This is a genomic window from Sinorhizobium fredii USDA 205, assembly GCF_001461695.1.
In the GTDB taxonomy this organism is placed as follows: Bacteria; Pseudomonadota; Alphaproteobacteria; order Rhizobiales; family Rhizobiaceae; genus Sinorhizobium; species Sinorhizobium fredii.
The window spans coordinates 46,132-58,445 of the sequence record NZ_AUTC01000148.1; the positions used below are offsets into that span (position 1 = coordinate 46,132).

Sequence of the window (12,314 nt, forward strand, 5' to 3'; positions counted from 1 at the left end):
CTAGTAAATTCAAGGGCGAGAACACCGAATGCAGGACGACGCCTCGCTTTCACCCGTGCAGAGCCCGCTCTTCGGCGCCGAGACGGGGCCGGAGATCGCGCATGGCTACTTCACCCGTCAGGGCGGCGTTTCCGAGGGCATCTATCGAGGCCTCAATGTCGGCCTCGGTTCCCATGACGATCGTGAGCGCGTCGGCGAGAACCGCGCCCGGGTGGCCCGCTGGTTCAATGCCGAGCCGCGACGTCTCGCAACGGTTCATCAGATTCATTCCCCGGATGCGATCGTCGTCGACGGTAGCTACGACGGCGCACGTCCGGACGCCGATGCGCTGGTGACGGCGACGCCCGGCATCGTGCTCGGCGTGCTGTCGGCCGATTGCGGCCCCGTGCTCTTCGCAGAGCCGCAGGCGCGCGTCATTGGCGCCGCCCATGCCGGCTGGAAAGGAGCGCTCGGCGGTGTGCTCGAAAGCACGATCGATGCGATGGTCTCGCTCGGCGCGCGCCGGGAGCGCATTGTCGCCTGTCTCGGCCCATCGATCAGCCGCCAGCACTACGAGGTCGGCCCGGAGTTCGTCGAGCGCTTCGTGGCGGCCGACGATAGCTACGCATCCTTCTTCAGCCCGTCCGGCCGCAATGGCCATGCGATGTTCGACCTGCCCGGGCTGACGGTCCGACGGCTCAAGGGCGCCGGTGTGACAGCGGAAAACCTCGATATCTGCACCTATGCCGACGAGGACCGCTTCTTTTCCTATCGCCGCACCACGCATCGGCAGGAGCCCGACTACGGGCGGCAGATATCCGCAATTTGCATACGGGAGGCTTGAGATGGCGCTTCACTTCGCCGAAGAGGAATACGCATCGCGCCTGGCACGGCTGACGGCCAGGATGCAGGAAGAAAGGCTCGATGCCCTCCTCCTCTTCGCACAGGAGAGCATGTATTGGCTCACCGGCTACGATACCTTCGGCTACTGCTTCTTCCAGACGCTCGTCGTCAAGCGCGACGGCTCGATGGTTCTGCTCACCCGTTCGGCCGACCTGCGTCAGGCGCGCCACACATCCAACATCGAGCGCATCGAGATCTGGGTGGATCGCGTCAACGCCGATCCCGCCATGGACCTCAAGAACCTGCTGAGCGAGCTCGACCTGCTCGGTTGCCGCATCGGCATCGAGTACGATACGCATGGCATGACGGGCAAGACGGCGCGCCTTGTCGACAATCAGCTCTCGACCTTCGGCGAACTGGTCGAAGCCTCGATGCTCGTGAGCCGTCTGCGCCTCGTCAAGAGCGCGGCGGAGATCGTCCATGTCGAGAAGGCCGCAAGCCTTGCCGACGATGCGCTCGATGCGGCCTTGCCGCTGATCCGCCCGGGCGGCAGCGAGGCCGATATCCTCGCCGCCATGCAGGGTGCCGTCTTTGCCGGCGGCGGCGACTATCCGGCCAACGAATTCATCATCGGTTCCGGCGCCGATGCGCTGCTCTGCCGTTACAAGGCCGGCCGGCGCACGCTCGACGCCAATGACCAGCTCACCCTCGAATGGGCAGGCGTCAGCGCCCACTATCACGCGGCGATGATGCGCACGATCGTGGTCGGCGACCCCACCAACCGGCACCGCGAACTTTACAGCGCCTGCCGCGAGACGATCCAGGCGATCGAAATGGTGCTGAGGCCCGGCAACACCTTCGGCACGGTCTTCGACGTCCATGCGAGGATCATGGACGAGCGCGGCCTCGCCCGCCATCGACTGAACGCCTGCGGCTATTCGCTCGGCGCCCGCTTCTCGCCCTCCTGGATGGAGCACCAGATGTTCCACGTCGGCAACCCGCAGGAGCTCGCGCCGGACATGTCGCTCTTCGTCCACATGATCATCATGGATTCCGACAGCGGCACAGCCATGACGCTCGGCCAGACCTATCTGACGACCGCCGACAGCCCGCGACCGCTGTCGCGCTACGGACTGGACTTCATTTCTGCGTAAGGAAATCGTCCTATGCTTCCGGCGAGAAACGAGAGGAAGCGCGGCAGCCGGCTTTCCGGCCGCACGCCGCGCCGACCAGTTCGAGCCAGACGGTGGGAACGATGCGTAAGCAGATCATGCCTATCGCAAGCCTTGGTCTTGCCGCAGCCATTGCCGGCTGCAACACCACGGACGCCCTGATCCCGCAAGTGGACGTGGGCGGCGGAACCTTCCGCTCGCCACCGGTGACGCAGTCCGATCTCGAGGCCATGTCCGCGCAAACCGCCGTGATGCCGGTCGAAAGCGTGCCGGCAAGCCGCACCGCCGCCTTCTCGGCGCAGCCGAATGTTTCCGGCCCGCCGATGCAGTACGGAGCCGGCCACACCGACTACACGGATCCCGCCGGGACGCTCGAAGGCCAGGCAAGCCGCCTCGCCGAGGGCGTTGCACCGATGCAGACCATGCAGCCCCAGCCGCCGCAGGCAGAAAGTGCACCGCCGCAAGTGGAAAGTCCACCGGCACAGGCGGAAAGTGCGGCGTTGCAGGAGGAAGAAAGCGCAGAGCAGCCGGTGCAGTCCGACGCCGCGAGCGCGCCGGCGGAGACGAAGCAGGCCGCCGCCGCACCGGCTCCGTCGGCGACGGGCGCCGGGGGCATCCGCTTCCTGCCGATCATCGGCGCTCCGGTCCAAGCCGTCACCCCGCTCTCGAAACAGCTCGGCGCCTCGGCCCGGGCGCAGGGGCTTACCATCAGGAGCTCCACCGACACCACCAGCGACCACATCCTCAAGGGCTATTTCTCGGCGCTCAACGACGGCGGCAAGACGACGGTCGTCTATGTCTGGGACATTCTGGACGGCAGCGGCAACCGGCTGCACCGCATCCAGGGGCAGGATACGGTGGAAGCTAGCGCCGCCGAACCCTGGAGCGCCATCCCGCCGCAAACAATGCAGGCGATCGCCGAGAAGACGATCGATGCCTACCTCGAATGGCGCCGTTCCCAGCGCGGTTGACGCAAAGTTTTTAGGATAATAGGCGCTGCGGCGCAGCAATCCCCTTGCATTCACCTTCAAGGACGCTAAAAAGCGGCCGATCAGCTCTGACAGCGGCCATCGTGGCGATTGCCCGCGATCGGAATGGCTCAGGGAATTTGCGCGGACAATCCCGGACTGGACGGGAGGGTGGCCGCGCCAGCTCAAGGCGGACCGTCTATGAAGGTTTTCGCAGGCAATTCGAACCGGCTGCTGGCCGAAGCGATCTGCAACTATCTCAACCTGCCGCTCGGCAAAGCCACGGTGCGGCGGTTCGCCGACCAGGAGATCTTCGTCGAGATCGGCGAGAACGTGCGCGGCGAGGATGTGTTCATCGTCCAGTCTACGTCCTTCCCCACCAACGATCATCTGATGGAACTTCTCATCATGATCGACGCGGTCCGCCGCTCCTCCGCCCGCCGCATTACCGCCGTGCTACCCTATTTCGGCTATGCCCGGCAGGATCGCAAGCCCGGACCGCGCACCCCGATCTCCGCCAAGCTGGTCGCCAACCTCATCACCGAAGCCGGGGCCGACCGCGTCCTCACCCTCGATCTCCATGCCGGCCAGATCCAGGGCTTCTTCGACATCCCGACCGACAATCTCTATGCGGTTCCGATCCTGGCGCGCGACGTCAAGGAACACTACGACCTGAAGAACGTCACGGTCGTCTCGCCGGACGTCGGCGGCGTCGTGCGCGCCCGGGCGCTCGCCAAGCGGCTCGACTGTCTGCTGGCGATCGTCGACAAGCGTCGCGATCGCCCCGGTGAATCGGAGGTCATGAACGTCATCGGTGATGTCCACGGCAAGGACTGCATCCTGATCGACGACATCGTCGATTCCGGCGGCACGCTCTGCAACGCCGCCGAAGCGCTGCTCAAGAACGGCGCCACCAGCGTCACCGCCTATATCACCCACGGCGTGCTCTCCGGCGGCGCTGTCGCTCGCGTCACCTCTTCGATGCTGAAGGAACTGGTGATCACCGATTCCATTCAGCCGACGACGGCCGTGCAATCGGCCCACAATGTCCGCGTCATCTCGACCGCCGGCCTGATCGGCGAAGCCATCAGCCGCACCAGCCAGGAAGAATCGGTTTCGAGCCTGTTCGACTGAGGCCACGTCTTGAGACTTGGAGCCGATCGCCTGGGACGCGATCGGCTAATCATCGTTTTACATCAAACATATTTGATGCCGTTGCTCCGGGGATACGCCAAGATGCGGTATTCCTTGACCTCGCGTGATGTCCGCATGAGCCTTTTCAGGAGCAGTCCGAGCAAAGAGCCACCGAGGCTGACGCGCTTCACGCCCCGCCTCCTGCAGTTCCTTGACCGTAAAGGTTCGCCGGCACCCACGTCTTCGGGGGCCTTTTGGAATGGCAGGGGTCGACCCATTGCTGCCGCTCGTGGATATGGACCGGAATTTCCGGTGCTGGCTCGGGAAGCTGCCCCTCTACAGAAACGCTTCGAAAGTCCGGATAGGGGTGGAAAGAGGGTCTACACTACCTTCGTATATCGCGAGCAATTTTTGACGGAAACGGCAATAGTCGAGCAACTCTGAGAGACTCGGTTTGGGCAAGCGCGACTAGGTGCTCCAGCGGCCGCGTCCCGCCTAGAGTGTCCACTCCGCGCCGTGAAAGACCCGACGCCGATTTATTCAACGAAGCCCGGTTGTTGCTATTTTGGACACGCTGTCCTACCCAAACTTCGGCGCACGTGCTAATTTTCATTGGAAACGACCAAGGTGGAGCCATGCGCCGATTGCTTGCATCGGTAGCGTTGTTTTTCGCGGCGACAATGGCGGCCGCGGGTGATCCCTTGTTCGATGCAGTTGCGGCGGGAGATGCCGCCGCCGTCGAGCGGGTCCTAGCCGCGGGTGCCAATGCGGACAGCCGGGCACGCGACCAGGCAACGCCACTTATCAATGCCGCCCTGGCAGGCCAGCTCGCCGTAGCCGAATTGCTGATCGGCAAGGATGCCTACGTCATGGCGCGCAACGCCGGCGGCTTTACGCCGCTTCATGCCGCGGCCTTTTCCGGCAGCTTGCCGATCAGCAAGCTGCTGCTCGACCACGGAGCGACGCTCGACGACGCGGCCAACAAGGCGGGCGTGACGCCGCTGATGGTAGCGGGTGAGGAAAACCACGTCGAACTTGCCGAGTTTCTGATCTCCAAGGGTGCCGATGTCGGTCACGCCGAGGTTCATGGCTACACCCCGATCACGAGGGCGCTCTGGAAGGGCAACACGGACATCGTCCGGCTGTTCAAGCGGCATGGCGCGACCTGCCCTCCGGCCAGCCTCCTCGGCGACCAAGATTATGCCAAGTGCATGGAACTCCACGATTGAACAGGAGGCACAGATGGATGCAGTGACCAGAAGCGGTGAGCGACGGATCAGTCGCTCTGCGGCGGTATTCGCTCTCGCTATGGCAACGGTCGCCGCTGGGTCGCCTGCTTTCGCCGACGACTCGGTAAACACGGGCTACTTCGGCGGCGTGGCTATCATGGGATACGACACGGTCGCCTACTTTACCGAAGGCAAAGCGACGAAGGGTTCGGAGAAGTTCTCCTACGAATGGCTGGGGACGCCGTGGCATTTCGCCAATGCCAAGCACCGCGAGATGTTCATCAGCGAACCGCTCAAGTACACGCCTCAGTATGGCGGCTACTGCGCGGGCGAGGTAATCAATGGGTCGGTCACGGTCAATATCGATCCGGAAGCCTTCAAGATCATCGACGGCAAGCTTTACCTGATCTACGACAAGAAGCATGCGGAGGGGTTCGCCGCCAACGCGGAAGACGCCGTGGCGAAGGCAGACGGCAATTGGCCGAAGGTCGCGGCCGATCTCGAAATGGATCAGTATCACTGACCGAAGATCGGCCTCATCTATTTCACGGGCGAGAAATAGAAGACCTTGGTAGAGTTCACATAGGCATAGATGGTCTCGTCGGGCGAGTTGGCACGTCTGTAGACCGGACCGCAATCAGCTTGACCGAATGCATTCTCGCTTTGCTCGCAGAGCATGTCTCCATTGATGGAAACCGTTTCGGTCATCAACTGCGTCGCCGAGCGGAATGCCGCGTTGCCATCGAGGCCGATTTGCATGATTGCCGGGCTTCCCGAGGGCTCGGTCTTACCCCGCAGCAGTTTGCCCATGACGGTGCTTGCGATTTGGTCACCGTTCAGCCGATCACGCTCGTCGGCCTTGAAACCGAACGGCCATTCCGGCAGGCCGGCCTCGCGAAGGCCATCGAGGATAAACGCCAAATCCTGCTTGCGGAAGTGGGCATGGCCGAGTCGCCAGCCTGCCAGGCAATCGCGCCCGGCTTGAAGGCGGATTCCCTCGGCGACAGCCGCGCGGGCGTCATCGAGGCGGCCGGCACGGACATAGGCCATGGCGAGAGGGGTAACGAACTCGCCGTTCCCCGGCGAACCATCTCGGGCGCGTTCGAAATTCTCGATGGCCTTCACGTAGTCGCGCTGCAGATAAAACACCAGGCCAGCAGTGTATCTGCCGATGGCGGAGAGGTTCGGATCGTGCTTGAGCGCCGTCTCGACGGCCGCAGCGGCTTCGGCATGATTACCGGAGACCAGTTGAACGTATGCGAAGGCCATATGAGCGTCGGCATCGGCGGGTCCAAGCGACACTGCCTTCCGCGCCGAGGTGATCGCCTGTTCGTAGCGGCGGTCCACGACCTGCATGACGGCGAGAACGGCGTACGGCGATGAAAGCTCGGGGTCGAGAGCCAGCGCGAGACTTGCCTTGTCGTAGGCCCTTTTTCGCGCCAGCGCGCTCTGGAGAACGTCGTCGTAGGCGCTTCGCCAGACATAGGCGGTAGCGTGCGCGTCGGCGGCGAAGGCCTCGGCAAAACCGGGGTCGAGCGCCTCCGCTTTGTCAAACAGCGCCAGCCCCTCCAACATCCGGGAACGCCGGCCAGTCCGCGTCGCCTGCACGGCCCGCAGGTAGTAGTCGTATGCTTCGAGATTGGCGGTCGGCGGTCGCGCAATCCGCTCGGCCTCGGACGGAGTCAGCGTCAGGCCGAGCGCCTCGGCGATCTGCCTGCTGAGCTCGTCTTGCACGGCAAACACATCCGCCCCGCCGCGGCCAAATCGGTTGGCCCACAGATGGTCGCCGCTTGCCGCATCGATCAGTTGTGCGTTGACGCGGATTTGATCGCCGGTCCGCTGCGCGCTGCCCTCAACGACAAAGCGCACACCGAGATCGCGTTTGATGTCTGCCAAAACGACGGGCTTGCCTTTGTAGACAAAGACCGAATTCCGGGAGATGACGTCGAGGTGCGAAAGCCTGGCGAGATCGGTGATCAGGTTGTCGGTGATGCCGTCGGTGAAATAGTCCTGGCCGGGGTCGCCACTCAAATTGAGGAATGGAAGCACCGCGATGGTTGGACGTTGCGGCGCAAACGGCCATTGCCATACGACGGAAATCATGGTGGCCGTGATCAACAGCGCTACGAGCGCTGCCAGGATCATAGCACGCCGTCCGGCCCGAGGTGCCGCGACGACCTTGCCCGCCTTCGAGGGGTCGAGCAGAACGCGATACACGCGAACCGGATCGGTTATGTTCTTCAGTTGCTGCTCCCCGAGAGCCGAGAAGCCGACGTCGACCTTGTGCGCGGCGTGATCGAACGCAGTGCCGGATACGCAAATTCCGCCGGGCTGCGCAATACCCTGCAGCCGCGCGGCTATGTTGACGCCGTCGCCGTAGATGTCGTCGCCTTCGACAATGACGTCGCCGAGATTGACGCCGATGCGGAACTGAATTCGCCGAGTGTCGGATACTTCCTGGTCGCGGTTGGCCATTTTCCGCTGGACCACGGCGGCACAGTGCACCGCGTCTACGACGCTCGCGAACTCAACCAGCGCACCATCGCCCATGAGCTTGATGATGCGCCCGTGGAATTCCTCGATCGTGGGATCGACCAACTCCCGGCGGTAGGCTTTCAACCGCTCCAGCGTGCCGCCCTCATCCTCTCCCATGAGGCGGCTATAGCCGACCACATCGGCAGAAAGTATTGCGGTGAGCCGCCTCTCCATATCTCTGCCCACCCTTACGATGCCGTGATGGGACCGCTGCCGTTCATTCTACCACGTAGAGGGCGCGCAGGCACCGCAGCTTCTCGGTGACGCGGAACACTTGAATTTCGCAGTCACCAACCTGCTTGTCTTGGGCAGGGGGAAGCCGATAAGTGGAAGAATGGTCGTTACGTTGCCCTCGTGTGAATGCGTTCTGGATCGGTTGATCTTCATGTCCACCTCACAAGACATCCCTGCGGGTGGTGTGTGACGTCGAGGCTAACCTCGCTCGAAACGCTGGTCGAACATCAGACTTCTCCCGCGCCGTCGTGGACTGGCAGAACAACGCCGATCATCCTAGACCCCGAGACTTTCGATTGCTTCAAGCCGCCGGCCTTAACCCATTAAGGAATACTATCGACGCAAAGCTGCCGCCGAGTTGCGGGCGAAATGGGTTGATGGAAATCTTCACTAATGGTTGACCCAATTGCCTGACGCTGTCAGGCAATCCCTGAAGTTTGAAAAGACACTGGTGCAGACTATGGATCAAGCTCTCTTCAACCGCTTGTGCAGGGCCGGTAAATTCAAGGATGCGCTCGGCCTCGCCATCCGTGGCCGTGAACACGAAAAATACACGCCCAGCCGCTTCTCGATGGACAAGAAGAGCGGACTGCCAATCTTCTACCGCGGCAACAAACGCGTCGAGGCAGATGCGACTGGTGAGTGGCAATTAGCAAAGAACACGAAGCTATAGAAGAAGTTCTCGCGCGATCGAGCCATCGCTCAAGGACGCTTGCTGGCGTCCAGGTGCCAAAATCCGCGATGGCTGCAAAGGGGTATTCTGCGGCCACGGTGATGTGAAAGATCGACCCGAAGTGGGCGTTCCCGATGGCCGGTCGGAAGGTCCGGATTGCCCAACGTCACCGATCAAACAGGCGATCCGGCAGTGGGGTCAAACGACGAATTCATTGGCAATGGCGTCAGCCAATCGCACGCTTGACCGTCCGCCCGGCGATCGTTCGGGCGCGCCACCTTCATTCTCCCACACAGCCAATTCTGCTTCCCACGTCGCAACTTCTTCGCCGTGGCTGCGAATGCAACCGACAATAGACGGGCCAGGAGCATCGGCATCCGGACTGAATGGAATTGCCGTCCCTTCGATGCGGTGCGGTCCGAGATCGTGGACAATCTGCGCGGTCGTGCGCCCCTTTTCTGCCGCCTCCGGCTGATAGACGACCTTCTCGACCGTAATCCTCTCCGCGGCCTCTCCTGGCCGCTGCAGAATGACGCTTTGTCCTTCTGCAAGACCCAACATTGCCAATCTGCGCGGATTGGTGATGGACAATGTCAAACCGACCAGCCCGCGCATCGCATCGTCGGTTTCCGTAGTACCGCCCTCGATACGATGGCTGACGTGGCTGCCACGTGTCACAATGGTCGAAGGGATGTCCTGCGGGAACATCACGATGGCTTTCGTCAGTTTGTGCTGCAGGATAGCGCGCATCAGGTCGTCGTTGCTGGGCCATCTGTCCTGCATGATTTTCAAGAGGGCGAAGTCCCCGGTCGTGAGTCGACAGACATCGGATATGAACATAGTACGTCTCCCGCCGACCCGCCTCAAACGGTGTCGGCGACAAGTGTTGGTTTTGTTCGGGGTGATCCCCTGCGCCGCAGCCAGATCTGGCACAGGATCGGCGCAGGGGTCACGTTCTGCGAAGAGACAGTCCCTGTAAGCGAGCGGGCGCAGACCATACTTGACGGCCAGCATCATCTAGGCTCCGGACAGGGGTGCCTCGCGAGGATCATCCGATGCGCGGTGAGTTAACGAAGCTGGCGGTACCTGACCGACCGACAGCACGATCAATTCATGCTTCCGGCTACTATGGTCGGTCCAAGTAGCTGACTGCCCAGCCGAAAGACCCAAGAGAGCGGTGCCAATGGGGGTGAGGACTGATATCTTTCCCGCGGAGATGTCGGCATCGCGGGGAAAGATAAGCGTGATCGTTCGCACATCGCCCGTGTCGGTCCGGTAGCCGACGGTTGATCCCATCTGGACAATGTTCTCCAGACCCGAGTCAACAACGACGTGTCCGCGGTCGAGTTTGAGAAGCAACGCTTCGGATTCCTCCGCCAGGCGCGCGGCCGCGAGCGCCAGTTTTGCAAGGCGCTTGTAGTCCCCCGTGTTGGTGATGGTCGGCTTAAGACGTATGTCGGTTTTATTGTGCATTTTCTGATACCCATTCGTTTCCTCGGCCAGTGCGCTGCGCATTGGCCAGCCGTGGCCGGCGTTGTTGCATAACTGCGACCATCCCGAGTGCCTCGGCATGCTCCGTCTGTGTAGGCTTACGATGCACGCGGAAGGAGGGTGCTGCGCGAATACGAGCAAGCGACGCGGTCATCCGCGAGGCCTCCGCCGACCTCCTCGGCTGGCAATCGTCATTTGCCTGCCGGAACGCTGCGTGCCGCGTGAACTTTGCTTCTGGCGCGAAAGCGGCCTTTTCGTCGCTTCCCGTTTCACGCTGGTCCGACCGGGGGAGTGTCAGCGATAACCTGAACACGAAATACGCGGCAACCAAGACGATGAAGACATAGAGATCGAACGGCTTGTTCATGTCGATGTGCTCCTTCTTTTAAGGGTCTGCACAGATCCGGGCATTGTTAATGCTCCAGCCTCGTTTCGCTGTAGCCTTGGTCGTCAGGTGCCAGTAATCGGCGATGGGCACCGCGCGTCTTCCGCTTGAACATCGGCCGGCATCAGGCATCAATCGCAGGTAGAAAATTGCCCCTGGGGCGGAACCTACCGGCCCAGGGTTCAGGCTCCTGCGATCAGGCTGCCCGCGTGGTTAAGAAGCCGGGTGGCGCGACCCACGGTCTAATCTCCCGCGCTCGAGAGCACCGGCGTGTGTCGATAGCCTCCACCCTCGTCCAGCGCCGACTGGCCGACGGAAATCACAGACAGTCGATGCAGGCGACCGTCCCGCGCCGTCCACATGATCGATTGACCGACCGAGAGCCCGATAAGGGCGGTGCCGATTGGCGTCAGAATGGATATCTTTCCTTCAGAAATATCGGCGTCTCTCGGGAACACGAGCGTCACTGTTCGCCCGCCTCCCGTCTCTGTTTCATACTCCACCGTCGCCCCCATTCGGACGACATTCCCAGACACCGAGCCGGCCGGAACCACGCGTGCGCGTTCGAGCTCAAGCAAGAGATCATCGGAAATCTCGGGAAGGCGATCAGCCGCGGCAAGCGCAAGTTTGTTCAATCGCTGGTGATCCGTCTCGCCAATCACGATCGAAGGCCTTCGTTGGGTCTGGCTGTGTTTCTTCATTTTTCGCGTCCTCGTGGTTCACCTTACCGCCACCTGTTGAGCGGCACTGGTCCGTGATTGGATCTCGTTGATCGACCATGCCTCGCTCTGCAGGATCGCCATCACCTCCTCGGGCGACCGGGCCAGCCGGAGCCCCTCCCGGATCAACGGCGCCCGCACAAACCGAAACAGTTGCGAAAGCGCGGGCAAGAATGTGCGAACCTCAGAGCGCGGCCAAAGCAGGGTAAAGACGAGATCGACCGGCTCGAGGTCGGGGCTTTTGAAATCGATCGGTGGAGCTAGTCGCGTAAACGATGCTACGGGCGACGAGATCGAGCGCAGCAACGCGTGCGGAACGGCGATGCCACGACCAATGGCGGTGGAGCCGAGCCTCTCACGTCGCCAAATGCCCCGGAGTACCAACCGATCATCAAGCCCGGCTACGCGCGCAATTTTTACGGCGACCTTCGCCAGCGCCGAGTGCTTTCCCTTTGTCGCAAGGTCAAGGGTAATATTTTCTTCCGGCAGGTTTCTGAAGATTATCATGGTCGCCTCTTAGCCGAATACGCGCGAGTGCTAGCGAAGTGCGTTCGGCACTCCGTCTGCGGCGGTCTCGCGTTGAGTTGAAAGAACTGGCTGACCCGGACGCGAAGCCAGTAGGGTTCGCGTCCGGGCTAGAGGCCTGCTTTGAGGCGTTGTGGCTCTCTCTGGCGCATGTAAATAATCATAATATCTGAAAGATGGTGAGAGAATATTTTAAATCAAGCGTTCTGCGGCTAAAGGTACACCGCGCTTGAATTCTGGATATCTCTGCTCAGTAACCTTGCACAACCTGAGGAGGTCAATCGGTAACCTTGTGACGATGCAGAAATAGTGCATTCAAATGCTAGCTTATTTCGTTGGACTTGTATTACCGCCTGGTTTTTGAATGGCTCTACGCTACAGGTCGCGAAGGCTGCCGGATTTCGGCGACCGCGGGTTCGAACAAAAA

13 protein-coding genes are annotated in these 12,314 nt (G+C 61.6%); 7 read left to right on the forward strand and 6 right to left on the reverse strand.

All coding sequences use genetic code 11. From position 1 onward, the window contains the following. The first annotated feature begins 28 nt into the window (after nucleotides 1-28). From pgeF to N181_RS20575, 6 genes are all read left to right on the forward strand, one after another. Entirely contained in the window at nucleotides 29-823 is a 795-nt protein-coding gene (gene pgeF, locus N181_RS20550) for a peptidoglycan editing factor PgeF (protein ID WP_037396732.1), read from the forward strand. 1 nt (nucleotide 824) lies between these two features. Continuing rightward, a complete protein-coding gene (locus N181_RS20555) occupies nucleotides 825-1,976 on the forward strand; it encodes a M24 family metallopeptidase (protein WP_037396729.1) in 1,152 nt (383 codons plus the stop codon). Nucleotides 1,977-2,077: 101 nt separating this feature from the next. Further along, nucleotides 2,078-2,965 carry a hypothetical protein gene (locus N181_RS20560; protein ID WP_060563785.1) on the forward strand — a complete coding sequence of 296 codons (888 nt, stop codon included), beginning with the start codon at nucleotides 2,078-2,080 and terminating at the stop codon, nucleotides 2,963-2,965. Between the two features lie 198 nt (nucleotides 2,966-3,163). Then, nucleotides 3,164-4,096 (forward strand): ribose-phosphate pyrophosphokinase, encoded by a 933-nt coding sequence (locus N181_RS20565; RefSeq protein ID WP_037396705.1) that lies wholly within the window; start codon nucleotides 3,164-3,166, stop codon nucleotides 4,094-4,096. 635 nt (nucleotides 4,097-4,731) lie between these two features. Beyond that, the gene (locus N181_RS20570) at nucleotides 4,732-5,325 is read left to right on the forward strand and encodes an ankyrin repeat domain-containing protein (protein ID WP_060563786.1); all 594 of its coding nucleotides are present in this window, start codon (nucleotides 4,732-4,734) and stop codon (nucleotides 5,323-5,325) included. A gap of 13 nt (nucleotides 5,326-5,338) precedes the next feature. After that, nucleotides 5,339-5,848 (forward strand): YHS domain-containing (seleno)protein, encoded by a 510-nt coding sequence (locus N181_RS20575; RefSeq protein ID WP_050984080.1) that lies wholly within the window; start codon nucleotides 5,339-5,341, stop codon nucleotides 5,846-5,848. Between the two features lie 17 nt (nucleotides 5,849-5,865). Here N181_RS20575 and N181_RS20580 read toward each other — a convergent pair whose 3' ends face one another. Then, on the reverse strand, nucleotides 5,866-8,034 hold the full coding sequence (locus tag N181_RS20580) for an adenylate/guanylate cyclase domain-containing protein (protein WP_037396697.1): 2,169 nt from the start codon (nucleotides 8,032-8,034) through the stop codon (nucleotides 5,866-5,868). 520 nt (nucleotides 8,035-8,554) lie between these two features. On the opposite strand from N181_RS20580, the gene N181_RS20585 reads away from it, so the two are divergent. Then, nucleotides 8,555-8,767, forward strand: coding sequence for a hypothetical protein (locus N181_RS20585; RefSeq protein WP_037396695.1), 213 nt, complete (start codon nucleotides 8,555-8,557; stop codon nucleotides 8,765-8,767). 198 nt (nucleotides 8,768-8,965) lie between these two features. Here N181_RS20585 and N181_RS20590 read toward each other — a convergent pair whose 3' ends face one another. From N181_RS20590 to N181_RS20610, 5 genes are all read right to left on the reverse strand, one after another. Continuing rightward, nucleotides 8,966-9,607, reverse strand: a complete 642-nt coding sequence (locus N181_RS20590; RefSeq protein ID WP_014329110.1) for a GreA/GreB family elongation factor — start codon at nucleotides 9,605-9,607, stop codon at nucleotides 8,966-8,968. Between the two features lie 177 nt (nucleotides 9,608-9,784). Then, nucleotides 9,785-10,282, reverse strand: a complete 498-nt coding sequence (gene rnk / locus N181_RS20595) for a nucleoside diphosphate kinase regulator (protein WP_234885911.1) — start codon at nucleotides 10,280-10,282, stop codon at nucleotides 9,785-9,787. Beyond that, the gene (locus N181_RS20600) at nucleotides 10,230-10,625 is read right to left on the reverse strand and encodes a hypothetical protein (protein WP_037396691.1); all 396 of its coding nucleotides are present in this window, start codon (nucleotides 10,623-10,625) and stop codon (nucleotides 10,230-10,232) included. Before N181_RS20600 ends, rnk (N181_RS20595) begins: the two co-directional genes overlap by 53 nt. 260 nt (nucleotides 10,626-10,885) lie before the next feature. Then, nucleotides 10,886-11,344 (reverse strand): nucleoside diphosphate kinase regulator, encoded by a 459-nt coding sequence (gene rnk, locus N181_RS20605; protein WP_014329112.1) that lies wholly within the window; start codon nucleotides 11,342-11,344, stop codon nucleotides 10,886-10,888. 18 nt (nucleotides 11,345-11,362) lie between these two features. Further along, nucleotides 11,363-11,869: a PTS sugar transporter subunit IIA gene (locus tag N181_RS20610; protein WP_014329113.1), complete on the reverse strand. Its 507-nt coding sequence runs from the start codon at nucleotides 11,867-11,869 to the stop codon at nucleotides 11,363-11,365. Nucleotides 11,870-12,314 lie beyond the last annotated feature (445 nt).